General features: G+C 40.6%; 24 protein-coding genes and 1 pseudogene. 14 read left to right on the top strand and 11 right to left on the bottom strand.

The window, feature by feature from the left end; genetic code table 11:
• Nucleotides 1-140 precede the first annotated feature (140 nt).
• The 5 genes from CLIN57ABFB40_RS06015 to CLIN57ABFB40_RS05995 all read left to right on the top strand — a co-directional run bounded on the left by CLIN57ABFB40_RS06015 (nucleotide 141) and on the right by CLIN57ABFB40_RS05995 (nucleotide 3,429).
• Nucleotides 141-1,190, top strand: a complete 1,050-nt coding sequence (locus CLIN57ABFB40_RS06015; RefSeq protein WP_175629318.1) for a DUF2776 domain-containing protein — start codon at nucleotides 141-143, stop codon at nucleotides 1,188-1,190.
• Between the two features lie 316 nt (nucleotides 1,191-1,506).
• Nucleotides 1,507-1,746, top strand: coding sequence for a DUF3791 domain-containing protein (locus tag CLIN57ABFB40_RS06010; RefSeq protein WP_135037685.1), 240 nt, complete (start codon nucleotides 1,507-1,509; stop codon nucleotides 1,744-1,746).
• A complete protein-coding gene (locus tag CLIN57ABFB40_RS06005; protein ID WP_175629317.1) occupies nucleotides 1,743-2,234 on the top strand; it encodes a DUF3990 domain-containing protein in 492 nt (163 codons plus the stop codon). Before CLIN57ABFB40_RS06010 ends, CLIN57ABFB40_RS06005 begins: the two co-directional genes overlap by 4 nt.
• A complete protein-coding gene (locus CLIN57ABFB40_RS06000) occupies nucleotides 2,209-2,457 on the top strand; it encodes a hypothetical protein (RefSeq protein ID WP_024987510.1) in 249 nt (82 codons plus the stop codon). Before CLIN57ABFB40_RS06005 ends, CLIN57ABFB40_RS06000 begins: the two co-directional genes overlap by 26 nt.
• Nucleotides 2,458-2,598: 141 nt before the next feature.
• Nucleotides 2,599-3,429, top strand: coding sequence for a GyrI-like domain-containing protein (locus tag CLIN57ABFB40_RS05995; RefSeq protein WP_254871708.1), 831 nt, complete (start codon nucleotides 2,599-2,601; stop codon nucleotides 3,427-3,429).
• A gap of 46 nt (nucleotides 3,430-3,475) precedes the next feature.
• Here the strand turns inward: CLIN57ABFB40_RS05995 and CLIN57ABFB40_RS05990 are convergent, their stop codons facing one another.
• The 7 genes from CLIN57ABFB40_RS05990 to CLIN57ABFB40_RS05960 form a co-directional block, all read right to left on the bottom strand.
• On the bottom strand, nucleotides 3,476-4,216 hold the full coding sequence (locus CLIN57ABFB40_RS05990; RefSeq protein WP_175629315.1) for a hypothetical protein: 741 nt from the start codon (nucleotides 4,214-4,216) through the stop codon (nucleotides 3,476-3,478).
• An 84-nt stretch (nucleotides 4,217-4,300) separates the two neighbouring features.
• Nucleotides 4,301-4,771: a 5' nucleotidase, NT5C type gene (locus tag CLIN57ABFB40_RS05985; protein ID WP_175629314.1), complete on the bottom strand. Its 471-nt coding sequence runs from the start codon at nucleotides 4,769-4,771 to the stop codon at nucleotides 4,301-4,303.
• A 51-nt stretch (nucleotides 4,772-4,822) separates the two neighbouring features.
• Nucleotides 4,823-5,716, bottom strand: a complete 894-nt coding sequence (locus tag CLIN57ABFB40_RS05980; RefSeq protein ID WP_175629313.1) for an agmatine deiminase family protein — start codon at nucleotides 5,714-5,716, stop codon at nucleotides 4,823-4,825.
• A gap of 211 nt (nucleotides 5,717-5,927) precedes the next feature.
• On the bottom strand, nucleotides 5,928-7,382 hold the full coding sequence (gene xylE, locus CLIN57ABFB40_RS05975) for a D-xylose transporter XylE (RefSeq protein WP_175629312.1): 1,455 nt from the start codon (nucleotides 7,380-7,382) through the stop codon (nucleotides 5,928-5,930).
• A 108-nt stretch (nucleotides 7,383-7,490) separates the two neighbouring features.
• Nucleotides 7,491-8,807, bottom strand: a complete 1,317-nt coding sequence (xylA, locus tag CLIN57ABFB40_RS05970; RefSeq protein WP_175629311.1) for a xylose isomerase — start codon at nucleotides 8,805-8,807, stop codon at nucleotides 7,491-7,493.
• 43 nt (nucleotides 8,808-8,850) lie between these two features.
• The gene (locus CLIN57ABFB40_RS05965) at nucleotides 8,851-10,374 is read right to left on the bottom strand and encodes a xylulokinase (RefSeq protein ID WP_175629310.1); all 1,524 of its coding nucleotides are present in this window, start codon (nucleotides 10,372-10,374) and stop codon (nucleotides 8,851-8,853) included.
• A gap of 127 nt (nucleotides 10,375-10,501) precedes the next feature.
• A complete protein-coding gene (locus tag CLIN57ABFB40_RS05960; RefSeq protein ID WP_175629309.1) occupies nucleotides 10,502-11,233 on the bottom strand; it encodes an NUDIX hydrolase in 732 nt (243 codons plus the stop codon).
• A gap of 341 nt (nucleotides 11,234-11,574) precedes the next feature.
• Here CLIN57ABFB40_RS05960 and thiD point away from each other — a divergent pair, with 341 nt between their 5' ends.
• Nucleotides 11,575-12,411 carry a bifunctional hydroxymethylpyrimidine kinase/phosphomethylpyrimidine kinase gene (gene thiD / locus CLIN57ABFB40_RS05955; RefSeq protein ID WP_175629308.1) on the top strand — a complete coding sequence of 279 codons (837 nt, stop codon included), beginning with the start codon at nucleotides 11,575-11,577 and terminating at the stop codon, nucleotides 12,409-12,411.
• Between the two features lie 50 nt (nucleotides 12,412-12,461).
• Complete coding sequence (gene fabD, locus CLIN57ABFB40_RS05950; RefSeq protein ID WP_175629307.1) at nucleotides 12,462-13,349, top strand: ACP S-malonyltransferase; 888 nt, start codon at nucleotides 12,462-12,464, stop codon at nucleotides 13,347-13,349.
• 63 nt (nucleotides 13,350-13,412) lie between these two features.
• On the opposite strand, the gene CLIN57ABFB40_RS05945 is transcribed toward fabD, so the two are convergent.
• From CLIN57ABFB40_RS05945 to CLIN57ABFB40_RS05935, 3 genes are all read right to left on the bottom strand, one after another.
• Complete coding sequence (locus tag CLIN57ABFB40_RS05945; protein WP_007755457.1) at nucleotides 13,413-13,658, bottom strand: RNA recognition motif domain-containing protein; 246 nt, start codon at nucleotides 13,656-13,658, stop codon at nucleotides 13,413-13,415.
• 474 nt (nucleotides 13,659-14,132) lie between these two features.
• A complete protein-coding gene (locus tag CLIN57ABFB40_RS05940; RefSeq protein WP_175629306.1) occupies nucleotides 14,133-14,450 on the bottom strand; it encodes a hypothetical protein in 318 nt (105 codons plus the stop codon).
• A 254-nt stretch (nucleotides 14,451-14,704) separates the two neighbouring features.
• A complete protein-coding gene (locus CLIN57ABFB40_RS05935) occupies nucleotides 14,705-16,207 on the bottom strand; it encodes a glutamine synthetase family protein (protein ID WP_175629305.1) in 1,503 nt (500 codons plus the stop codon).
• Between the two features lie 166 nt (nucleotides 16,208-16,373).
• Between CLIN57ABFB40_RS05935 and CLIN57ABFB40_RS05930 the strand changes: the two genes are divergently transcribed.
• From CLIN57ABFB40_RS05930 to CLIN57ABFB40_RS05900, 7 genes and pseudogenes are all read left to right on the top strand, one after another.
• On the top strand, nucleotides 16,374-16,907 hold the full coding sequence (locus tag CLIN57ABFB40_RS05930; protein ID WP_175629304.1) for a methylated-DNA--[protein]-cysteine S-methyltransferase: 534 nt from the start codon (nucleotides 16,374-16,376) through the stop codon (nucleotides 16,905-16,907).
• 84 nt (nucleotides 16,908-16,991) lie between these two features.
• Complete coding sequence (locus tag CLIN57ABFB40_RS05925; protein WP_175629303.1) at nucleotides 16,992-17,879, top strand: polyphosphate kinase 2 family protein; 888 nt, start codon at nucleotides 16,992-16,994, stop codon at nucleotides 17,877-17,879.
• Between the two features lie 278 nt (nucleotides 17,880-18,157).
• Complete coding sequence (locus tag CLIN57ABFB40_RS05920; RefSeq protein WP_175629302.1) at nucleotides 18,158-18,667, top strand: ECF transporter S component; 510 nt, start codon at nucleotides 18,158-18,160, stop codon at nucleotides 18,665-18,667.
• Nucleotides 18,668-18,672: 5 nt separating this feature from the next.
• Nucleotides 18,673-18,831 (top strand): annotated as a pseudogene (locus tag CLIN57ABFB40_RS05915) (tat (twin-arginine translocation) pathway signal sequence); the annotation flags it as partial.
• Nucleotides 18,832-19,064: 233 nt separating this feature from the next.
• Nucleotides 19,065-19,871, top strand: a complete 807-nt coding sequence (locus CLIN57ABFB40_RS05910; protein WP_175629301.1) for a patatin-like phospholipase family protein — start codon at nucleotides 19,065-19,067, stop codon at nucleotides 19,869-19,871.
• A 51-nt stretch (nucleotides 19,872-19,922) separates the two neighbouring features.
• A complete protein-coding gene (locus CLIN57ABFB40_RS05905; protein WP_175629300.1) occupies nucleotides 19,923-21,620 on the top strand; it encodes an alpha-amylase family protein in 1,698 nt (565 codons plus the stop codon).
• Nucleotides 21,621-21,761: 141 nt separating this feature from the next.
• Entirely contained in the window at nucleotides 21,762-22,250 is a 489-nt protein-coding gene (locus CLIN57ABFB40_RS05900; RefSeq protein WP_175629299.1) for a PepSY-like domain-containing protein, read from the top strand.
• Nucleotides 22,251-22,333: 83 nt separating this feature from the next.
• On the opposite strand, the gene CLIN57ABFB40_RS05895 is transcribed toward CLIN57ABFB40_RS05900, so the two are convergent.
• Nucleotides 22,334-24,346 carry an alpha amylase C-terminal domain-containing protein gene (locus tag CLIN57ABFB40_RS05895; protein WP_175629298.1) on the bottom strand — a complete coding sequence of 671 codons (2,013 nt, stop codon included), beginning with the start codon at nucleotides 24,344-24,346 and terminating at the stop codon, nucleotides 22,334-22,336.
• Between the last annotated feature and the right edge of the window lie 8 nt (nucleotides 24,347-24,354).

The raw sequence follows: 24,354 nt of genomic DNA, 5'->3' as shown, positions 1-24,354 counted from the left end.
TACAAAAACATTTGTTTAGTTGAGCAAAAAGCAATGACTTTTAATCAGAATCATGTGAAGTTAATGATTATAAACGGCTTGTGCCCTAAACAAAACGGATATATCCTTGTTGTAGTGGAAAACCTAAAAACACTTAACTTATGAATTACGGTATTAGTATTTTATTCAGAGCAATCCCTTTGGCGATGGCGCTTTTTTGCTTCGGATACGGAGCATTTATTTACGGTTACGGAGATGCTGCAAATCGTGTTATAGCAGGCCCTGTCGTATTCTCACTAGGTATGATATGTATTGCGCTGTTTTGTACGGCAGCCACTATTATCCGGCAAATCATACATACTTATAACCAGACGGCAAAATATGTTTTGCCCATCATAGGATACTTGGCAGCTACAATTACCATTATCAGTGGTATCTGTATTTTCAGTAATGCCACTTCCACTTCTGCCTTCGTCGCAGGTCATGTGATTACAGGGGTAGGGTTTATCACTACTTGTGTAGCTACTGCCGCCACTTCTTCCACCCGTTTTTCTCTGATTCCGGGCAATTCAAAAGCGACAGGATATGAAGTTCCACAGGGAGCGTTCTCTGTAGGGCAAAGACGGATATTAGTAATTATTGCAACCATTATTTCCCTTATCGCATGGATATGGGCTTTTATCTTATTAGGCAACAGCCATTCCCATCCCACTTATTTTGTAGCAGGTCATGTAATGGTAGGTCTTGCATGTATTTGCACCAGTCTGATTGCGTTGGTAGCTACTATCGCACGTCAAATACGTAATGAATATCAGGAAAAAGAACGAAGCAAATGGCCGAAACTGGTGCTACTAATGGGCTCAATCTCTTTTATATGGGGAATATTTGTAATTCTCGCAGATTCAGGTAGCGCAAATGGTACCACGGGATATATTATGCTTGGTCTCGGTCTGGTTTGTTACAGCATTTCCAGCAAAGTAATCCTGTTAGCCAAAATATGGAGACAGGAATTTAAACTGGCCAACCGTATCCCCATGATTCCGATATTGACGGCATTAGCCTGCTTGTTTCTAGCTGCTTTCGTGTTTGAACTTGCAACGGTACATGCTGATTATTTTATTCCGGCACGTGTTTTAACAGGATTAGGAGCAATCTGTTTCACCCTGTTTTCTATCGTTAGCATATTGGAAAGCGGAACTTCTTCGAGGTAAAAATATAGCGTCACTATGTGCCCCGGATAGTGACGCTATCCTAAGCATATAGTGACGCCATCGTGACAGGATAGCGTCACTATTTTTATTTCTTCAATCTGACCTCGTAGACATCGTTCCAGCAGTCTTCAAAATAAAAAAGCATTATACTTAAATATAGAATCACATAGAAAAAACAGACCTACCTATATTGGATAATCTGCCATTTTTTTTGTTTTATGAAGTAATACTTCTATATTTGTGTATGCATAGAACTTATACCAAGCATAGGAATACGTAAACAAAATAAAGTAGAATTTGTATAAATGGTAACAATATGGAACAACTTATAGAATTATCACCTACTGAAATTAAATTAGCTTTCGTTGCTTCTTGCATTGAAGGGACTGCACGTCGGCTCGGCAAATCCTATCAAGAAATATACGCTCGAATGAAGTCCGTAGGGATGATAGCAAATTATATTCTACCTAATTATGAGGTACTTCATACCGAAAGTCGTGAACATGTGACAGATAATATGATAGAGTGTTTAACTACATGGGAGAGTAAAAAATGAAAATAACTGTATATCACGGCGGAACAGAAGTAGTCGTTAATCCAATCTGTGGCTTCGGACGCAAAAACCTTGATTTCGGACAGGGATTCTATGTTACAAACATTAAAGAGCAAGCTTCCAAATGGGCTATAGCTATATCGACCAAGAGACAGGCTAAAGCATTAATTAACATCTATCAATTAGACCGTGATACAATTCTGAAAGAAGGACGCTGCAAAATATTTAAAGCCTACGATGCCGAATGGCTGGAATTTATAGTAAACAGCCGAAAAGGATTGAATCCGGCAGCTAATTACGATTATATCGAAGGTGGTGTAGCTAACGACCGTGTTATTGATACCATAAATTTATATATGGCAGGATTAATGAATGCAGATGTAGCTTTACAACGTCTCGCTATGCACCAGCCGAACAATCAAATTTGCCTGTTAAACCAAGAATTAATTGATAAATACCTTAGTTATGATGGAACAGAATCTGCAGAATGACCCCGTAAAATCCCCTGTTATCCAAGAAATGATATTAAGTAACCGGATTGGCTGCATATCAGCCGAACTGGCAAAACGGCTGAATATTGCTCCCGAAAGAGCATTGGAATTATTTTATGAAAGTAAAACCTGCGCAGACTTACATAATAAAAATACTGGTCTCTATTTGTATGGCAATCTCTATATAGCTGATGAATTTATAAGAGAACATGAATACAAATAAGAGCTCTATATAATTGCAATTTGCCATAACAATATGTATTCCGAAACAGCTATTGCACTTTAGCACCACACAATTTTCATGCAGATTCACAAATTCTCCTACCAAGGTCAAATTGAAACAATTCTTCACTATCTAGATTCCATGATACAAAAGAATTGGACAGGTAAAACGGCAGATGAATTCAATCATTTGTTATCCATACCTGAATTAGCTAAAATTGCATGTATGTCTGTTCGTAACCTTCAGTTGATGTTTAAAGCTTATACAAGCGAAACATTACATCAATATATCATTCGCACACGTATGGAATATGCTCAGCAGTTGCTCAAAGACAAGAATATGAGTATTACTGAAATATGTGAATATATTGGATTTGCTAACCAATCAGCTTTAAATAATGCACTTCAGAAAAAGTATAATCTCACTCCTCGAGAATTACAAAAGAAATTATTGGAAACAACACATGTTTATCCTTCACCTATTCCTCTTTGCCGTATAGTGGAATCCGAAACAATACCTATTTTATTTTTATCTTATACCGGCGATTATAATACCTGTAGTTCAGTTGCTTTTGAGGCATATACTTGGGATTACCTGTATGAATATGCAAAAGAAAACTCTTTATTGCCAAATAAGGAAGATTATTGGGGGATAGCTTACGACGATACGGATATTACCTCATCAGAAAAATGCCGTTTTTATACTTGTATGACTATTCAAAGAGGAACAGGATTCAGTCCTTCTCTTACCAGTCAAATAAAGTATATGGAGTTACCCCAAAGCACATATGCAGTTTATACCCATCAAGGAGATTATGCATTATTAGATGCTTTTTATGAGACAATACTGAAACAATTACCACAATCTTATTGCTTAGGAGAAACTCCAATTTTAGAACATTACCTGAATTCCCCCACTGACACAGAGGTGAAAGAGCTCCTTACTGAAGTTTGGATTCCAATTGTTCAATAATTCATATAAGGGCAATAAATACACATCACCCTTATAGAATTAATAGCTATAATACCTCATATATGCTTTTTATCAAAGACTTAGGACAATATCCAAGAATGTCAATAGAGATCTTTTCAGCTTCTTCTTTTGATATATTTTCATTAACGATATAGTTCCTGAATACATTCTCCTTTTCTTTATATGGATAAGACGAGAGCAGTACCCCCACTATTGTCCGTAATTGCAAATCTTTGAAATCATCACTTTGCTTTCTACCCAAGCCGACGCGTGTCGAATGTAAGATAATTGATTTATTTTCTCTATCACGACAATCTTCAGTAGCTTCTTTTAAAACAAATTCTTTCTCCAAAGTTTTATAATCTACGTTCTTATCCTCAATAATAAATTTTAAAATATTATTCGGGCCAAATTTAGTTGTACCATCGTCAAACTTTGCGCTTCTTATTAGAATACCATAATATACATTAACATCATCAGATAAACAAATATCAATGCCTCCTCTTGTTCCACCTTTAATTTTTGAATTCTCCGTTATACCTATGCGATGAACATAAAATCTTCCATAATTATCCCTTTGTAGTTCATTTCCATGCACAAACTCATCATTAAACTTTGAATCTTTAAAATAAGCTTCTACTTCAATTGGATAAATCCGTAACCCATTACTCAGTTCAAACATATAGTTTGTGACTATTAACTTATTAATTACTTGAAGTTGTTTCTCTATTTCCTTAAAGTCACTACATTGCCTTAATATTGCAATTTCTTTTTTTAAAGTATCCATAACTATTATAATATTAATATTTTCTTGGGTAAAGATAATCTTTTTAGTATAGAGTTGTGTTAAATATATCAACTTTCTTATTTTTCACTTAGATGATATCAAATAGTCAACAACAGAATCCCAATTCGGATACTGTTCCGAACCAAATAAGATCAATTCACCACTAAAATTCTCCGCGCCATTTTTGAGACGATCATCGATCAAGAAGTCTCCTTTGTTTAAATTTTTATGATGACTAAGAATCAACCGTTTATATCCATAGCCACCTAACCATTTTTTCACCCATACAAGTTTATCCGACCAAGCTGAAGGATTATCCCATGGTGCTGTAGAAAGAATATACACATCATAAAAACGTACTAAATGATAGTAAGCATTAATTGCTCCTTCATACGGACACATTTTTGCAAAAATATCAGGTACTTCATCATATCGTCCCTCGTATTTTCTTTTTTCATATTCACTCAATTTATTTATACCTGATTGAAAATCAACCAGAACATTATCCATATCAATATAAAGTATAGGTTTAGAAATCGGTAATGCTGATATCATATAATTTTTAGATTTTAAATTTATGAATTATCTTATAGTGATAGCCATGACTTATTCATCATATTCAAGCAACCACTCTAAGCCAGATACATATTCACTCATAGTCCAGGACAAACAATTCAATGCGCCTCCCCATTTCTCTACAATCGGAGCGATATTTACTTGATAGATTCGACCTTCATAGGAAGGATGCAATTCTTTTATCTGTTCTAAAGCTTCTCTGTCTGTCGGTAGTCCAAGTCCGGGAACAATGATTACGTCACGTGTCTGAAGCATATTTATATATGCCCAACTATTATGATGATACTTACTCAGTTTTAAATCTACAACCACAAAACATTTACTCAATCTACGTCTCATCTCTCGTGCTATTTTCAGGGGATAGACATTCAGATTAACCAAAACTTTGCCATCACCAACATTATGAATAATCCCATCTGTATGACCACAAACATCAGATTTATCCCATGGAAGAAATACAATTTCCGCCCCATAAAAATTCTCCTTTAAGATTGCGAGCACTTCTTCCCTTTCAATCTGAGAATTTTCCTGAAATAACTTTTCTGTCATAACAATAATTGGTCTCCAATCTTTCATATATGGTTCTTTTACTTCACACACAACCACATTTCCACCATCAATTATAAGTGGAGATTGCGTAATATTCATCCTGTTCCTCATAGCCTTCAATACAGGCTCAATATTAGTTTTATACTGTGGCTTGTCAGTTAAATAATCTGGTTCATAGCGGAATTGAATATAAGTTTTGTAGCCCCATTGTATTGGCATGTAATCCCGGCACCAATAATCTTTAGTGTGCATCAACGCGCCATGTGCTACATGATGACGAGAAAGAATATCGGATAGTTCTTTATAAATTTCAGGATAGTGCCTTGCAAAAAGGTTTGAAAAATAAACGGTATCTTTATGTTGCTCTGTTATCATAATCTTTCAATAATGTGACTTTTCAAATTTTACAATGCAAAGATAAGCGCATTGTCAGACTATGTATTTACTCAAAAATGCAAAACTGTTGGTTATTACATCAATCATACAAAATAAGTTATTGATTCACTGAAAGATATGCATATAAATAATTATGACACCATACCATTGGCATGATGTCATAATCTTGATGAAATTACACTAACCTAATTTACTTGTTTTTCTTCCAAAGCTTGCTCATATCTTCCAGTGTCTTGCCTTTCGTTTCGGGCACCCAACGCCAAACGAAGATTGCGGCAGCTACACAGATAATTCCATAAAGGCTGTATGCGAACATCGGACTAAAATCGTACAATGCCGGGAAAGTGGAAGATATAATATAATTAAATATCCATTGGAAAGCTACAGCGATGGCAACTGCCTTGCCACGGATTGTATTCGGGAAGATTTCCGAAATCAATACCCAGCAAATTGGTCCCCATGACATCATAAAGAATGCGGCATATACGATAACCGAAACTACCGGAAAGATTCCCTTTATAGCCATACTATCACACATTGCTACTGCAAATGCCCCTACTGCCATACCGATAGAACCGATAATCAATAGCGGTTTACGTCCGAAGCGGTCTACTGTAAAGATAGCAACCAATGTGAAGATGATGTTTACGATACCCATAATAACCGTTTGCATCATACCGACACCTTCTGCGCCTGCATTTTCAAAAATGCGCGGAGCATAGTAAAGTACCGCATTAATGCCGATAGCCTGTTGGAATACAGAAAGAAGAATACCGATAACAATTACTGCCACTCCATAAGTAAAGAGTTTTTCTGTCTTTTCGTGGGCGGTAGCTTTGATATCATTAAGGATTTCCTGTGCTTTTGCTTTACCATTAATTTTTTCCAAAATAGAAAAGGCTTTTTCTTCCTGTTGTACCAATACCAAATAACGGGGAGTTTTCGGCACGAAGAACAATAACAAACCAAAAAATGCAGCAGGAAAAGCTTCCGAACCAAACATATAGCGCCATCCTTCTTGTACAGTCCACATATCAGACTCAGAACTTACTGATAAGACTCCGGCAGCATCTTTCAGAATAATAGGATTCTGATGGTCGCCCATAATCAGGTAATTCACAAAGTACACCACCAGCATACCGAAGATAATGGCAAACTGGTTGCACGAAACAAGAGTTCCGCGAATGTTGGAAGGGGCTATTTCCGCGATATACATCGGACAAACGGCAGATGCCAGTCCAACGCCGATACCACCTAAGATACGATAAAGATTAAACGTAATCAGCAAGTCCATATTCGGTTTTCCGTATTCGAAAAACAGGAATTCCGGATAATAAGAACCTAATGCTGAAAGGAAAAAGAGTACGGCAGCGAGCCTCAACGAATTACGGCGTCCCAGACGGGAAGCGAATATGCCGGAGAGCGCACCACCAAGTACGCAACCTATCAATGCACTGGAAGAAGTGATTCCATGCATTACTTTGTTATATTGGAAATCAGAGGCTGAAAGAAAAAAAGCTTCCAAGCCTTTTTCCGCTCCGGAGATAACTGCCGTGTCATAACCGAAAAGCAGTCCGCCCAGGATAGCAACGGATGTGATGGAATACAAATAGAGTTTGCTTCCTTCGTTCGTTGTATTGTTCATAGTTTGTATAAATTGGATAAGTAGTGTGTAGTAGTTGGATTAGATATAAAAGAAGGTGATAAAGCAGTGGTTGAACTGCTGCTTTATCACCTTAGTATTAGATTTTAATTAGCAATACATATTCAGGATTGCTTCATAAAGTTCTTGCTTGCCGCTAGTCTGCTTCGGTTCGCCGTTTGCTTTAGCATAAGCAACCACGTCTTCCAAAGACAATTTACCGTCTTCAAATTCTTTACCTTTACCACTGTCAAATGAAGCGTAACGGTCGGACAACATTTTCTTGTATGGAGATTCGTTCAGCAAAGCTGCCGCACTTTCCAATGCACGCGCCATAGCGTCCATACCTGCAATGTGAGCGATGAAGATATCTTCCAGGTCGGTAGAATTACGACGAGTCTTAGCGTCGAAGTTTGTTCCGCCATTGCCCAAGCCACCGTTGCGGATAATCTGCATCATAGCCTGAGTCAGTTCGTAGTTGTCAATCGGGAATTGGTCTGTATCCCAACCATTCTGATAGTCACCACGGTTAGCATCGATAGAACCCAACATGCCATTATCTACTGCTACTGCAAGTTCGTGTTCGAAAGTATGACCTGCCAAAGTTGCATGGTTTACTTCAATGTTTACTTTAAAGTCTTTATCCAAGCCATGAGCCTTCAAGAATCCGATTACAGTTTCCGTATCTACGTCATACTGATGCTTAGTCGGTTCCATCGGTTTCGGTTCAATCAGGAAAGTACCTTTGAAGCCACGGGCACGGGCATAGTCGCGAGCGATAGTCAACATTTGAGCGAGATGTTCTTTTTCACGTTTCTGGTCAGTGTTCAGAAGAGACATATAACCTTCACGTCCACCCCAGAATACATAGTTCTGACCGCCAAGTTCGATAGTAGCGTCAATAGCATTCTTAATCTGAACGGCAGCACGGGCTACAACGTCAAAATCAGGATTAGTAGCAGCACCGTTCATATAGCGGGCATGACCGAATACGTTGGCAGTACCCCACAACAGTTTGATGCCTGTTTCAGCTTGTTTCTGCTTTGCGTATGCTACGATTTCTTTCAGGTTAGCTTCGTATTCTTCGATGCTTGCGCCTTCGGATACCAAGTCTACATCATGGAAACAGTAGTATTCGATACCTATTTTCTGCATGAATTCGAAACCTGCGTCCATTTTGTCTTTTGCAGCCTGAACTGCGTCTGCATTACCATTCCAAGGGAATTGTTTTGTTCCGCCACCGAACTGGTCACCGCCTTCTGCGCACAATGTATGCCACCATGCCATAGCGAATCTCAACCAATCTTTCATCTTTTTACCGTTGATTACCTTTTCAGCATCGTAGTAACGGAATGCCATCGGGTTTTTACTATCTTTACCTTCGAACTTAATCTTTTCAATTCCCGGGAAAAATTCTTTTGTTGCCATAATTCTTTTTTATTTTTTAAATGGTTATTATTTATATTGTCAATTACTTATCTGAAGAAAGAACCGGAGCCGGTATTTTGCTTGCCATTGATTTTTCAAGGCGATATTTCCATTTGGCATATGCGTCTGCATATTCCTGGCGTTTAGCTACATTAGGCTCAATCACGTCCAGTTTGTCGAGTGTGACAAACGCCTCGTTATTATCTTTGTAGATACCTGCGCCGATGCCCGCACCTTTCGCTGCGCCTACCGAACCGTCCGTATCATAAAGTTCGATAGTGGCTCCCGTCACTCCTGCCAGAGTATCACGGAATATCGAACTCAGGAACATATTGGCGTGTCCGGCATGAATCATCTTCACAGGAATACCCATCTGCTCCATAATATCAATACCATATTTAAAGGAGAACACGATACCTTCCTGGGCAGCACGAATAATATGATGCTTGCCATGTGCATTGAAATCCAACCCGCGAATGCTACAACCGATTTCCTTATTATTCAGCATACGTTCGGCACCGTTGCCGAAGGGAAGGATACTGATTCCCGCGCTGCCGATAGGCGCCTTGGAAGCCAGGACGTTCATTTCATTATAAGATATTCCTTCGGGAGCAATCGTACGCTTCACCCATGAATTAAGAATACCTGTTCCGTTGATGCAAAGCAGTACACCCAAGCGAGTCTGTTCTGTTGAATGATTGACATGCGCAAAGGTATTGACACGTGATTGAGGGTCATAATTCACTTCGCCGTTTACTCCATAAACTACTCCCGATGTTCCTGCCGTAGAAGCTATCTCACCCGGATTGAATACATTCAGAGAAAGGGCATTATTAGGTTGGTCACCGGCACGGTATGTAATCGGAGTGCCTTCTTTCAAGCCTAATTCTTTGGCTGTCGCAGCGTTGACACGACCCTGCTCTGCAAAAGTAGGTTTAATATCCGCAATCAAAGACGAATCGAATCCGTAGTAATCCATTAAGAAATCAGCTACCCGGTTGTTCTTGAAATCCCAGAACATACCTTCCGAAAGTCCGGAAACTGTCGTACAGATTTCACCGCTCAGTTTCATGGCGATATAATCACCCGGCAGCATTATTTTGTAAATCTGCTCATAGATGGCTGGTTCGTTTGCTTTAATCCATGCCAATTTGGAAGCTGTAAAGTTACCCGGCGAGTTCAACAGGTGAGAAAGGCATTTCTCCTCTCCGATTGTCTCGAATGCTTTCTGTCCATAAGGCACAGCACGAGAGTCACACCAAATAATAGCAGGACGCAACACACGCTGATCCTTATCAACACATACCAATCCATGCATCTGATAAGAGATACCGATGGCTTTAATCTCGGCAGCACTTACGCCCGATTCAGCCATAATAGCTTGAGTGGCCAGCTTCAGATTTTCCCACCAACTCTCCGGGTCTTGTTCCGCCCATCCGGGATTCACTGCGATAATATTCGCTTCCGTCTTCGGGAAAAACGCAGACGATACACATTTGCCTGTTTCAGCATTTACCAAGCTCGCTTTTACAGACGAGCTACCTATGTCATAACCTAATAAAAACATGATTTTAGTGATTAATGGTTAGTGATTAATGGTTAACAATGATATGATAATGATTAATAGTTAGTAGTTAATGATTGATAATTGGTATCCGCATGGCATTAATCACTAATCGTTAATCACTAAATTATCACCGTCTCACTTTATTATATATTTTCTTATCGAACTTGTAATAACGGGCGGCACGGTGAGCCACTCCCTGTTGTTTTTCTTCCAAAGGAACTACATATTCCATCATGGCTATTTTCTTATGGAAATTACGCACATCTACTGCTTTGTCATATACCAACTCAAAAAGAGTTCTCAATTGTGCAGCCGTAAATTTACGTGGAAGCAGTTCAAACAACATAGAAGGATTGAACTCCACGAATTGGCGAATATAAGTCATCGCTTCCCGGATAATCAAATTATGGTCGAAAGCCAATGTTTTGACATCTTTCAGGGCAATCCAACAAGCCTGATGCTCATCCAGATTCTTATCCAACGCGCGGTCAATCTTCACCATCGACAAATAAGCGATAGTCACAATACGTTCCACCCTCGACTGCATGGCACGTTCCAGCCAACGCACATCTTTGGGATTGCTGGTTCTGTTTTTAGAACCGAATGCTTTGAACTGTATCAGGTTCACATTTTTAAGTCCTGTCAGTTCAAACAACACGCGTTGCGCAGCTTCGTCCAAATCTTCGTCCATATATATAAGGCTTCCGGGAAGTTTCATATCGTGATATACCTCACCATTATCTTCACCTGCACGTTTTACGAGCAACACTTTCAGTTGTTCTCCGTCAAAACCAATCACCACACAGTCTACTGATATGTGATTGTTTGCCAAAGGTGTATTTTTCTGTATATTCTGCATATCTTTTTCTTTAAGACGATGCAAATATAGAGGGGAAATATCATCAAAACAAGATTAACAAATATGCTATAAAACATTGTTTTTCATTGTAATACATATCATACATCATACAATATGAATAGTTAGTGTTATCTTATGATTTACAATATGTATTTTAGTTCTTTCGGAGATTAGTAATTGTATAAAGTACAAAAACTGGATTTGCGCTTTATTATCAGTACTTTTCATATAGATTCCACTGAACGGCAACAAAGGTACTTATTGTACTTTAAACGATATGTCATTTTGTACCTTATCGTTTTTTATTCTATCTTTGTAGAGTAAATATTAAAAAAACTAAAATGGAACGTCATCCAGTCATTTTATCCATTGCCGGTTCCGATTGTTCGGGTGGTGCAGGCATTCAGGCAGATATAAAAACAATCTCGGCTTTAGGCGGATATGCGGCATCGGCTATCACCGCAGTCACCGTACAAAACACATTGGGAGTACGCGCCGTGCAAGCTATGTCTCCTGAAATTGTCCGCGGGCAGATAGAGGCTGTGATGGAAGACCTCCAACCTGTCGCAATAAAGATAGGCATGGTACATGATATTCAGATTGTCCATGTCATTTCTGATTGTCTGAAAAAGTACAGACCGAAATATGTCGTGTACGACCCGGTAATGGTATCCACCAGCGGGCGAAAGCTAATGACGGACGAAACCATCGAAGAGATAAAGAAAGAGTTGCTGCCACTTGCCACCTTAATTACGCCTAATATAGACGAAGCCACCGTGCTCACGGGTAAAAGTATCCATAATATCCGGCAAATGCAGGAAGCAGCCGAAATATTGACGGATAATTTCCATACCGGCATTTTAATAAAAGGCGGCCACTTGGAAGGAGACGACATGTTCGACCTCCTACATACTGCCGACTCCATATACCATATATATAAAGAGAAAAAGGTAGAAAGCAATAATCTGCACGGAACGGGCTGTACCCTCTCCTCCGCCATTGCTACCTGTCTGGCAAAAGGTTACCCTATGCGCGAATCCATCCAGCATGCCAAGAATTATATCACTCAGGCTATCATTGCAGGAAAGGATTTGCATATCGGTCACGGCAACGGTCCGTTATGGCATTTTCCCGCCCCCATTGCACAAATGTGTACATTTTGTGCGGTCGTATCATAAAAATACGTAACTTTGCACCCGCAATTAAAAATCAATTAAATAATAAAAATATGAAAGCATTTGTATTTCCCGGTCAAGGCGCCCAATTCGTGGGAATGGGTAAAGACCTGTATGAAAACTCAGCTTTAGCAAAAGAATTGTTTGAAAAAGCAAATGATATCCTTGGATATCGCATTACAGATATCATGTTCAACGGCACAGACGAAGACCTTCGTCAGACAAAAGTGACTCAACCTGCCGTATTCCTTCATTCCGTTATCTCTGCCCTTTGCATGGGCGACGACTTCCAGCCGGAAATGACAGCAGGACACTCACTCGGCGAATTCTCCGCTTTGGTAGCTGCCGGAGCCTTGAGTTTTGAAGATGGATTGAAACTTGTTTACGCACGTGCAATGGCTATGCAGAAAGCTTGTGAAGCGACTCCTTCCACAATGGCTGCCATCATCGCATTGCCGGACGAAAAAGTAGAAGAAATCTGTGCTTCTGTAAATGCAGAAGGTGAAGTTTGTGTACCTGCCAACTACAACTGTCCGGGACAAATCGTTATCTCAGGTTCCATACCGGGTATCGAAAAGGCTTGCGAACTGATGAAGGCTGCCGGAGCAAAACGTGCCCTTCCGTTGAAAGTGGGCGGTGCTTTCCACTCTCCGTTGATGGATCCTGCTAAAGTAGAATTGGAAGCTGCCATCAAGGCAACAGAAATTCATACTCCCAAATGTCCGGTATATCAGAATGTAGATGCTCTTCCTCATACCGACCCTGCAGAAATCAAGAAGAACCTGGTTGCCCAGTTGACAGCGTCCGTACGTTGGACTCAATCGGTGAAAAACATGGTTGCCGACGGTGCTACTGATTTCACAGAATGTGGACCGGGTGCAGTACTCCAAGGTCTGATTAAGAAGATAGACGGCACTGTCAGTGCTCATGGCATTGCATAAAGAAGAAGGGCGTGCCAGTTTACCTGACACGCCCTTCTTTATAATTGGCTATATATTCCAGTCTTAGTTTCTTGGCAATGCTTCTTTTACTACCATTGAACGACCTACATATTCAGCACCGTTCAATTGTTTGATAGCATTGTTAGCTTCTGTATCATCCGGCATTTCGATAAACGCAAAACCTTTTGATCTTCTAGTTTCACGGTCTGTGATTAACTTTACTGAAGCAACTGTTCCATACTCTTCCATTACATTTCTCAAGTCTGATTCCTTAACATTATAGCTAAGATTTCCAATGTACAAATTCATAAAATACAAATATAAAAAATTAATAATTCAATAAGAAAGTTTTGGGAAGATCTAAATTAGAGATGGATATGCTCAAATAAATGAGAAGATTCATGTAAAATAATCAAATCGCAATAAACCTCTTTATTGTTGTTGGTTGCAAAGGAAAGCATTATTTATAGATATTGCACTATATTCTCTCCTTTTTCTTTTCGTAAAACATCTTTTTTATGAAAATAGTCCAATACTTAACGCTATTTCCCTCTATTACCGGAGATTTTCCCTTCTCATATGACTTGATAAAAACATCATTCGTATCGAAAGAGCCAATTCGGGAGATATTGACAATTGCTTACTGGGACATTATCCGGTAGACAAAACTATTCTTTTGCCGGAGAATATGTAGATGACTATCCTGCATGCCTGAAAAAATTCCCGATTCATCACGAACCAGGAATTTTATAAATGAGTTATTACTACATTCGAAGTATTGCTTTATTCTTTCACTTCTTCGCCCTTTTCATTCATCAGGATTGTCAGTTCCTGAACATCTTCCGTAGTAAGAACTACTTTGTAAATCTTACCATTCTCTCTCTCCGCTACATAAGCCTCTTTGATACTGGCACCTTCGTAATTCTTTGCCAAAGCTTGTGTCACTGCTTCCGGCAGATCTTTAGGGTCAATCTTTGTAAACTCGTCCTGTGGAGCTTGAGCCTGCATTTCTACAGATGTAGTTTTAATCACTTCCTGTGCAAATGCTACAGAACTACCCAATCCCATTACCAATGCTACTGCTACTAATACCTTTTTCATAATCGTAATTTTTTAAGTGTGAATTATAAAAACCATTATTTATTATCTCTACACTTATCATATCGCAAAGCGGATGCCAGATATCAAACAAACGCATATAACACTATAAATCAAACAAATACAAAATAGACAGATATATTAAATTGTAGAATTAGTGTGGAATTGTGTGGAAAGTGAGGAGTGTAATTGTGGAAAATAAAAGCCTGTCTTGCTTCGGGAAGACAGGCTTTTATTTATATATCAGTTATACTACATTATCCGCAGTGGAAATACTTATGTACCAAATCAAGCATCTCCTGCGGTTTTCCGTCCAATTCCGCACGCAGTGTCTTATCTTCATAGCTACGGAGTTTACGGATAATGCCGTCAATCATTGCCGGACTAAATACATTGTATTGTTCGAAAATAGCCCGTTGTTGTTCCAGACAATCGGCAGACGCAACGCAGCTATCCGGTAATTGAGCCAATGTCTGCAACTTATCTTCGTTTTCTTTCTGGTGAATATTCACATTCACATACGTTTTTTCAGCCAGTTCCAGAGCATTCTCTATTTCAAAACCATGGCGACAGGCAACAGCCAGTCCGGCAAGCAGTTGATACAAATCTGCCGAACCGTCCGGTGAGCGCATTTCCACTGTCTGCTTCTGAGTGGTATCAAAATGGCTTTCCGTTTCTAACGGGTTCGCTAATGTACACATATCCTTCTTTGCAGCCCATCCCAAAGGTACACGTACTAATACGGAACGGTTGCGGTCACCCCAACAAACATTCGTCGGCGCTTCCTGATGCGGAACAAGACGGAAGTATGAAGTGGGATTCGTGTTTCCGAAGGCTGTGATTGAAGGTGCAAGCTCCATCATTCCGGCAATAGCCTTCCGGGCTGTTTCCGACAAAATGCCGTCTTTCAACATCTGATTCTTTCCGTCCTGCATGATACGCATATGGACGTGTAAACCGGAACCCGCTTTACCTGCTGTTATCTTAGGAGCAAATGTGACATTATATCCATATTTGAATCCCAAGTTACGGATTACCCATTTGGCAATCATCAACTGGTCGGCTGCCTGTTCAACAGGAACCGGCAAAAACTCAATCTCATTCTGCTCATAGATATAGCCTTCTAAAGTAAAGTTACCCACTTCAGAGTGTCCATACTTAATTTGCCCGCCAGTCTGTGAGATATAAGACATACATTGTGTACGGAACTCATTGAATTTGGCATAAGGCCCCGATTCATGATAACCACGCTGGTCGGTTGCCTCAAACATACCCGTATCCGGTGCTATCACATAATATTCTAACTCACCCATTGCCTGAAATTCCATTCCCGTCACGTCCGTAAATGCTTTACTGGCTTTATGAAGCGTATATTCCGGCGAGCTTTCCAACGGTTCTCCGTCCTTATTGAAGAAAGAACAAAGGATAGACAGCGTAGGTATTTCAGCAAACGGATCGACAAATGCCGTGCGGAACCGAGGAATAACATATAGGTCGCTACTTCCCGCTTCGATGAAAGAGAAAAGGCTCGAACCGTCTACCCGTTCTCCACAAGTAAGGATAGCTTCCAGATAAGCTTGATTGTTGATGACAAAATTTAAAGTTTTCAGACGACCGTCTCCCGCGGGATACATGAAATTAACCATGCGGATGTCGTTTTGTTGGATAAATGAAATGATGTCGGCTTTGGTAAATTCAGAAGTCGGCTTCTTGAGAAATGCCACCAATTTATTGGCATTCATTGATAACTCTTGATTCATGATCGGTTGTTTTTCGTTGTTGTATGATTAAAAAACGGTTTGTTAATCGCCAAAGATAACGAAAAGATAGAAAAACAAATAAAAAAGATTTAATTATTTCCTTACTACCTTTCATTTAAAAATGAAATGCTACTTTTGTAAAAGACACCACCTTATATATAACGTTATGCAATACATTTACAAATATCAGTCCCCTATCGGCGGAATAACAATCGCAAGTGACGGTAATTTCTTGACAGGTTTGTGGTTTGACGGGCAGAAATATTTTGCCGCTTCGTTGTCTCCTGAACATGAAGAAAAAGCATTGCCTGTATTTGAGCAAGCCAAAGAATGGCTCGATTGCTATTTCAGCGGAAAGAATCCCGGCTTCATGCCTGACATACACTTGGAAGGCACTCCTTTCCGTCTCTCCGTATGGAAAATATTAAAAGAAATCCCTTACGGCAAAGTCATTACGTACAAGGATATTGCCAAAGAAATAGCCCGCCGGAACGGACTGCCGTCCATGTCAACGCAAGCGGTAGGCAATGCGGTGGGACACAATCCGGTTAGCATTATCATACCCTGCCACCGGGTTGTAAGTTGCAACGGCAGCCTGACAGGATATGCAGGCGGTATTTCTAAAAAGATAGAGTTGCTCACTCTCGAACAGGCGGATATGACAAACCTGTTCGTACCAAAGAAAGGGACGGCACTATAAATCCGAAAAATGTCCTTTGCGCGAAAAACTAATTGACTGCCCCGGCTGTTTTATTTTCAGTAGAAACATTCAAATTACAATCCCATGAAAAAGGACATTTTAAAAGACCTGCTTGCCAAACCCGGAAAGCAACATTCCGTTTCCGATTTTGATCCGTCATTCACTGGCAAACTATCCAAACAGGATGCCAAAGACCAATTGGCACAGGACATAGAGAAACTTTCCGAACTGCAAAGCATGCTCTACGCACAGGATCGCTACTCAATTCTTATTATCTTTCAGGCCATGGACGCGGCCGGAAAAGACGGAACAATCAAACACGTCATGTCCGGCATCAACCCGCAAGGATGCCAAGTGTTTTCGTTCAAACAGCCTTCTGCCGAAGAACTGGATCACGATTATCTCTGGCGTATCAACCGTTGCCTGCCGGAAAGAGGACGAATCGGAATCTTCAACCGTTCTCACTATGAAGACGTGCTTATCGCCAAAGTGCATCCCGAAATTATACTGTCCGGCAAATTGCCGGGTATAGAAACCGTCAAAGACATTGTCCCTGACTTCTGGAAACGCCGTTACCGGCAAATCAATGATTTCGAACGTTATCTGACGGAAAACGGAACTGTTGTCCTGAAATTCTTCCTGAATGTATCAAAAGCCGAACAGAAAAAGCGCTTTATGGAAAGATTGGATGACAAAGCCAAAAACTGGAAATTCTCTTCCGCAGATGTCAAGGAACGCCAGTTTTGGGATGAGTATATGAAAGCCTATGCAGATGTACTGACCGAAACATCTACCGAACTGGCTCCGTGGTACGTAATCCCCGCCGACAATAAATGGTTCATGCGCTACGCAGTAGGGCGGATTATCTGCGACCGGATGAAACAACTGGACTTGCATTACCCCAAACTATCCGAAGAAGGATTAAGGAAGCTGGAAGAATGTAAGAAAAGTGTATCCGATATTAACTTCTGATTCACTTGTACTTATCCTTTTTTATTCTAACTTTGTAGAGCAACTACGTTCATGCCTTGAAACACTTTGTTTCACACCGAGAAACCATTCGTTTCACACTGGGAAACAAAGTGTTTCACGCCGAGAAACAAAAAGTTTCAAATGGGTTTGAAACTTTTCTGTCCTATTTTTAAGAAAATAAGCAAATAGTTCTTTTCCCAGATTAAACCTTTTTAATAGAAGAAAGTCTAATTTTTAAGATATTATCGTTCTATTAAATACAAAAGTTATCAACGAAAATGGAAACATCTGCCAAGCTCTACTCGCTGAATTACAGCAATGTAAAAACTTACTTGTTCGCTCTGCTGTTTATTGCAGGCAACATTGTACTTCCACAACTATGTCATCTTACACCTTACGGTGGTCCTACCCTACTGCCTATCTATTTTTTCACATTGGTTGCAGGCTATAAGTATGGATTCCGCGTAGGACTACTGACTGCGATTCTTTCTCCTGTTATTAACCATCTGTTGTTTGCCATGCCTTCAGAAGCCGCACTTCCGGTTATACTGATAAAATCCACTTTGCTCGCCGGAGCTTCCGCTCTCGCCGCACGAACACTGAAATCTGTCTCTTTATTGGGCGTTCTTGGTGTCGTACTCTCCTATCAGATCATAGGAACTGCTTTTGAATGGGCGATTCTCGGTAACTTCCATGCAGCGGTACAAGATTTCCGTATCGGTATTCCGGGAATGTTGATCCAGTGGTTTGGTGGCTATGCCCTGTTAAAAGCGATTGCAAAACTCTAAACTAAAATAGAAATAGCGGAGCCAACCCTGACTTGGTAGCCGTCATGGGTAGAGAGCCGGAAGCCATGTTTCGTCGTGCCATTAGCGAACTGGGTGGTATGAAGCAATTCGTCAAACCGGGACAGAAGGTGGTCGTAAAGCCTAATATTGGTTGGGAATATGTTTGTCCTGCCCGTCCGTTCCGCGCTATCTATATTGAAGGCAATCCGGTACAAAAAGAAGCGAAACCATTCAAAGAAAGCGAAGAGCACAAGGTTGAAATAGACGATTTCGGGTTCTGACCAGCGTAGCATTAGAGGAAAGTTTCCATCCGGCATAGTAAAAACTATCTGTTATATTCCTTCTACTTTCAATAAATTCACTAAATTCGTAGCGAATTAAAGAAAGAAAAAAACTCATGGAGGTATATACAAACAATTGGCCGAACCGGAAATATCAGATAGGTTATGCTCTAAGTGGAGGATTTATTAAAGGATTCGCTCATTTGGGCGTAATGCAGGCTCTCTTAGAGCATGATATCAAACCGGATATTATCTCCGGAGTTAGCGCCGGAGCTCTTGCGGGAGTCTTCTACGCAGACGGTAATGAACCTCACCAAGTGCTGGACTACTTTTCCGGGCACAAATTTCAGGATCTGACCAAACTGGTAATCCCCAAGAAAGGATTATTCGACCTTTGCGAATTTATTGATTTTCTCCGTACCAATGTAAAAGCAAAGAATCTGGAAGACCTTCAGATTCCCTTAATCATTACAGCAACTGACCTTGACCACGGACGTATGGTTCACTTTCACCGTGGTTCAATTGCCGAACGGGTAGCCGCTTCGTGTTGTATGCCTGTCATGTTCGCTCCGGTCAACATTGAAGGAACGAACTACGTAGACGGCGGATTGATGATGAACCTTCCGGTTTCTACCCTCCGCAGAGTATGCAACAAAGTGGTAGCAGTCAATGTAAGTCCAATCATGGCACAAGATTATAAAATGAATATTGTCAGCATCGCCATGCGCTCATTCCACTTTATGTTCCGTGCCAACACCTTCCCCGAAAGGGATAAATGCGATTTACTGATTGAACCTTACAACCTCTACGGATACAGTAATACGGAATTGGAAAAAGCGGAAGAAATATTTGAGCAAGGATATAATACAGCCAACGGAGTACTGAATCAATTACTGGAAAAAAAGGGGAAAATATGGAAATAGCCCCTATTTTCCGAGAAGAACAATGAATACGAATATTAAAATCTACTCTATATGAATGACGAGAATAAAATAATTATCTATCAAGTGTTCACCCGCCTGTTCGGCAATAATAATAACCATTGCGTTTACAACGGGGATATAGCCACCAACGGCTGCGGTAAAATGGCAGACTTTACTCTCAAAGCACTTGGAGAAATCAAGAAACTGGGCAGTACGCATATTTGGTACACAGGAATTATCGAACATGCTACCCAGACAGATTATCGCCGATACAACATCAGCCCGGATCATCCCGCTATCGTGAAGGGCAAAGCCGGTTCGCCTTATGCTATCAAAGATTATTATGATGTTGACCCGGATCTGGCAAACGACGTGCCGGGACGTATGAAGGAATTTGAGAACTTGGTGCACCGAACACATCGTGTGGGACTGAAAGTTATCATAGACTTTGTCCCCAACCATGTAGCCCGCCAATATCATTCGGACGCGCAACCGGATGGCACTACGGAACTGGGCGCCAACGATGACTCAAGCCTCTCTTTCAGCCCTTATAATAATTTTTATTATATTCCGCAAGCAGAACTTCATGCACAGTTTGACATGAAAGACGGCGCCACAGAACCTTATCACGAATTCCCTGCTAAAGCAACAGGCAATAATCGTTTTGACGCCACTCCTAATATCACCGACTGGTATGAAACCATCAAACTGAATTATGGGGTGGATTATCAGAATGGTGGCACCTGCCATTTCTCCCCGATTCCGGACACATGGATAAAGATGTTGGACATCCTTCTCTTCTGGGCGTCTAAAGATATCGATGGCTTCCGTTGCGATATGGCCGAAATGGTCCCCGTTGAGTTCTGGGAATGGGCTATTCCGCAAGTAAAAGAGGCTTATCCTGAAATTCTGTTCATCGCTGAAGTCTACAATCCGAATGAATACCGCAACTATCTGATGCGTGGCAAATTTGACTATTTGTATGATAAGGTAGGCTTATATGACACGTTGCGCAATGTAGCATGCGGATATGAATCCGCTGCTGCCATCACGCATTGCTGGCAAAGCCTGAACGGAATAGAGAAGAGAATGCTTAACTTCCTCGAGAATCACGATGAGCAACGTATTGCTTCCGACTTCTTTGCCGGCAATCCGCGCAAAGGAATTCCTGCACTTATTGTTTCGGCATGCATGAATACGAATCCTATGATGATTTATTTCGGTCAGGAATTCGGAGAAATGGGAATGGACAGTGAAGGATTCAGTGGAAGAGACGGAAGGACTACCATATTTGACTATTGGAGCGTAGACACAATCCGCCGCTGGCGCAATGGTGGTAAATTTGACGGTAAGATGCTTACTGAAGACCACAAACGGCTCTATGATATCTATCAGAGAATACTGACACTTTGTAATGAGGAACCGGCAATCAGCAAAGGAGTATTCTTTGACTTGATGTATGCCAACATAAACGGCTGGCGCTTCAACGAACGTAAGCAATACACCTTTATGCGGAAATACAAAAATGAATTATTGTTTTTCATTGTCAATTTCGACAGTCAACTGGTAGATGTGGCAATCAATGTACCTTCACATGCTTTCGACTTTTTGCAGATTCCTCAGATGGAGTCTTATCAAGCTATAGACCTGATAAGTGGCGCAAAAGAAGAAATCTGCTTATTGCCATATAAACCGACAGATGTATCGGTCGGAGCCTACAATGGAAAGATACTGAAAATTACTTTTTAAGTGAAAGGTAAGTAAAAGTTAAGATTTATAAGTTCATTGCAACCCGGTCACTCATAATGACCGGGTTATTTTATGTATATCAAAACAAATGTTCTCAAAGGCTGTTTTAGGTAAATAAATAACCCTCTAAACTCAAAGCTTATGAAGAAAATTAATATTGGAGTATTCTTGCTGCTTTTGCTGTTATCCATATCTGCTTTCGCAGGCACCCCTCCCGACAATGTGCAAGTGACTTTCAGAAAAATGTATCCGAAAGCAAATGACATAGCTTGGTCGCAGGACGATGGATATTATTGCGCGAACTTTGTAATGAATGGATTTACTAAAAATGTATGGTTCGATACACAGGGACAATGGGCAATGACACAGACCGACCTTGTCAGTCTCGACCGACTGACACCTATAGTCTATAATGCCTTTACATTCAGTTCTTATGCGAGTTGGGTGGTGGAAGATGTAACTATGGTAGAATTTCCTAAATGGCAGGCAATCCTTGTAATCAAAGTAGGGCAAGATAATGTTGACGTTAAATACCAGTTATTTTATACTCCGAAAGGAATACTGCTGAAAACACGCAATGTCAGTTATATGCATGATATTCTTGGTCCAAGTACATTCTTTATCAACTAGGGAAACTGCCGGATAATATATATAAAGAAAACCCTCGCAAATCATTGAATATCTGCGAGGGTTCTTTATTCTAGAACAAATAATTATTTCTTCTTTCTAAGCACTACGGCACTACGCGCAGGAATATAGAGTTTCAACCATTCTTTCTTTTCCCGTTTGTACAATGGGTCGGTAATCGTAAAATGAACAACAGAGTCATCTGCCAAGCCATTTCCGCCAAATACTACATTGTCTGTATTCAGTATTACTTCATATGCTCCCGGCTCTACCAGGAAACCATAATCAACAAATGACTGTTTCGGATTGAAGTTGAAGACGAATATCAAATCTTTACGTCCATATGCCAATACTTGGTCACCGTCATTATGCCATATTTCCTGAATAGGCGTTGCCTGGAAGTTTTTCACGCTCTTGATTACTTTCAACATCTCCGCATCAAAGTCGCCCATATAATGATAAGTCAGATTCTGGTTGTCTACCAAATCCCACTGGCGACGGGCATATTTGCAAGACCATCCATTTCCTTCGCGCGGGAAATCAATCCATTCAGGATGACCAAATTCATTTCCCATAAAGTTCAGATAACCGCCATTAATGGTAGTAGATGTCAGCAAACGTATCATTTTGTGCAAAGCAATGCCCCGGTTGACAATGTAATTTTCATCTCCCTTTTGCATATGCCAATACATATCAGCGTCAATCAGACGGAAAATAATTGTCTTGTCTCCCACCAATGCCTGATCGTGACTCTCTGCATAAGAGATGGTCTTTTCATCCTGACGACGATTGGTTACTTCCCAGAACATGCTGGAAGGTTTCCAGTCCTCATCAATCTTTTCCTTGATTGTCTTAATCCAATAATCAGGAATGTTCATAGCCATGCGGTAATCGAATCCGTAGCCGCCGTCTTCCACTTTCGCAGCCAATCCCGGCATACCGGAAACTTCTTCTGCAATTGTTATTGCTTTCGGATTCACTTGATGAATCAGCTCATTGGCCAATGTCAGATAACAAATTGCATTATCATCCTGATGACCGTTAAAGTAATCTCCATAATTACAGAAAGCTTCACCCAATCCATGGCTATAATACAACATTGATGTCACTCCATCAAAACGGAATCCGTCAAACTTATATTCTTCCAACCAATATTTGCAGTTGGACAACAGGAAATGAATCACTTCGTTCTTACCATAGTCAAAACAAAGAGAATCCCAAGCCGGATGTTCGCGACGACCGCCCGGATAGAAATATTGGTTGGGATCACCGGCAAAGTTTCCCAATCCTTCCACTTCGTTCTTTACAGCGTGTGAATGAACGATGTCCATAATCACAGCAATCCCCAACCCATGAGCAGCGTCAATCAATGCCTTCAACTCATCGGGAGTCCCGAAACGGGAGGAGGCGGCGAAGAAACTGGATACGTGGTATCCGAAACTTCCATAATAAGGATGCTCCTGGATAGCCATAATCTGGATGCAGTTATATCCTTCTTTAGCGATACGCGGGAGTATCTTTTCGCGGAATTCGTTATAGGTCCCGACTTTTTCCTCTTGCTGCGCCATTCCGATATGGCATTCATAAATCAGCAAAGGATTCGTACTGGGCTTAAACGTTTTCTTCTTGAATTTATAGGATTTCTCCGGTGTCCATACTTGGGCGCTGAATATCTTGGTCTGTTCATCCTGAACTACACGTGTAGCCCAAGCAGGAATACGCTCACCTTGACCGCCATCCCAATATATATTCAGTTTATACAAGTCTCCATGATGGATAGCATCGGCTGGCAAGTTAATTTCCCAATTGCCATTCTTTAGTTTTTTCAACTTATAGGCAGCTTTTTCTTCCCAGTTATTGAATGTACCTACCATGTATATATGCGTAGCGTTCGGTGCCCATTCGCGGAAAGTCCATCCCTTATCGGTACGGTGCAATCCGAAATAAAGATAACCTGACGCAAAGTCCGAAAGAGTCTGTTTGCCTTTGTTAGTCAGTTCGGCTTCCTTGTCCAGCACAAACTGACGGCGACCTGTAATAGCATCGGCAAAAGGTTCCAGCCAAGGGTCATTTTTGATAAGATTAAGTGTCTTTTCCATATCAGAAT

It is taken from the genome of Bacteroides acidifaciens (genome assembly GCF_903181435.1).
In the GTDB taxonomy this organism is placed as follows: domain Bacteria; phylum Bacteroidota; class Bacteroidia; order Bacteroidales; family Bacteroidaceae; genus Bacteroides.
This window is presented reverse-complemented; position numbering and strand designations above follow the sequence as displayed.

Coding starts and splice junctions, on each gene's coding strand:
- CLIN57ABFB40_RS05930 (WP_175629304.1), top strand. CDS start 16,374: ATGCAATACATTTACAAATATCAGTCCCCTATCGGCGGAATAACAATC.
- CLIN57ABFB40_RS05940 (WP_175629306.1), bottom strand. CDS start 14,450: ATGAAAAAGGTATTAGTAGCAGTAGCATTGGTAATGGGATTGGGTAGT.
- xylE (WP_175629312.1), bottom strand. CDS start 7,382: ATGAACAATACAACGAACGAAGGAAGCAAACTCTATTTGTATTCCATC.
- CLIN57ABFB40_RS06010 (WP_135037685.1), top strand. CDS start 1,507: ATGGAACAACTTATAGAATTATCACCTACTGAAATTAAATTAGCTTTC.
- CLIN57ABFB40_RS05960 (WP_175629309.1), bottom strand. CDS start 11,233: ATGCAGAATATACAGAAAAATACACCTTTGGCAAACAATCACATATCA.
- CLIN57ABFB40_RS05910 (WP_175629301.1), top strand. CDS start 19,065: ATGGAGGTATATACAAACAATTGGCCGAACCGGAAATATCAGATAGGT.
- CLIN57ABFB40_RS05935 (WP_175629305.1), bottom strand. CDS start 16,207: ATGAATCAAGAGTTATCAATGAATGCCAATAAATTGGTGGCATTTCTC.
- thiD (WP_175629308.1), top strand. CDS start 11,575: ATGGAACGTCATCCAGTCATTTTATCCATTGCCGGTTCCGATTGTTCG.
- CLIN57ABFB40_RS05980 (WP_175629313.1), bottom strand. CDS start 5,716: ATGATAACAGAGCAACATAAAGATACCGTTTATTTTTCAAACCTTTTT.
- CLIN57ABFB40_RS05965 (WP_175629310.1), bottom strand. CDS start 10,374: ATGTTTTTATTAGGTTATGACATAGGTAGCTCGTCTGTAAAAGCGAGC.
- CLIN57ABFB40_RS05925 (WP_175629303.1), top strand. CDS start 16,992: ATGAAAAAGGACATTTTAAAAGACCTGCTTGCCAAACCCGGAAAGCAA.
- CLIN57ABFB40_RS05985 (WP_175629314.1), bottom strand. CDS start 4,771: ATGATATCAGCATTACCGATTTCTAAACCTATACTTTATATTGATATG.
- CLIN57ABFB40_RS05990 (WP_175629315.1), bottom strand. CDS start 4,216: ATGGATACTTTAAAAAAAGAAATTGCAATATTAAGGCAATGTAGTGAC.
- CLIN57ABFB40_RS05900 (WP_175629299.1), top strand. CDS start 21,762: ATGAAGAAAATTAATATTGGAGTATTCTTGCTGCTTTTGCTGTTATCC.
- CLIN57ABFB40_RS05945 (WP_007755457.1), bottom strand. CDS start 13,658: ATGAATTTGTACATTGGAAATCTTAGCTATAATGTTAAGGAATCAGAC.
- CLIN57ABFB40_RS06015 (WP_175629318.1), top strand. CDS start 141: ATGAATTACGGTATTAGTATTTTATTCAGAGCAATCCCTTTGGCGATG.
- CLIN57ABFB40_RS06005 (WP_175629317.1), top strand. CDS start 1,743: ATGAAAATAACTGTATATCACGGCGGAACAGAAGTAGTCGTTAATCCA.
- CLIN57ABFB40_RS05905 (WP_175629300.1), top strand. CDS start 19,923: ATGAATGACGAGAATAAAATAATTATCTATCAAGTGTTCACCCGCCTG.
- CLIN57ABFB40_RS05895 (WP_175629298.1), bottom strand. CDS start 24,346: ATGGAAAAGACACTTAATCTTATCAAAAATGACCCTTGGCTGGAACCT.
- fabD (WP_175629307.1), top strand. CDS start 12,462: ATGAAAGCATTTGTATTTCCCGGTCAAGGCGCCCAATTCGTGGGAATG.
- xylA (WP_175629311.1), bottom strand. CDS start 8,807: ATGGCAACAAAAGAATTTTTCCCGGGAATTGAAAAGATTAAGTTCGAA.
- CLIN57ABFB40_RS05995 (WP_254871708.1), top strand. CDS start 2,599: ATGATACAAAAGAATTGGACAGGTAAAACGGCAGATGAATTCAATCAT.
- CLIN57ABFB40_RS05920 (WP_175629302.1), top strand. CDS start 18,158: ATGGAAACATCTGCCAAGCTCTACTCGCTGAATTACAGCAATGTAAAA.
- CLIN57ABFB40_RS06000 (WP_024987510.1), top strand. CDS start 2,209: ATGATGGAACAGAATCTGCAGAATGACCCCGTAAAATCCCCTGTTATC.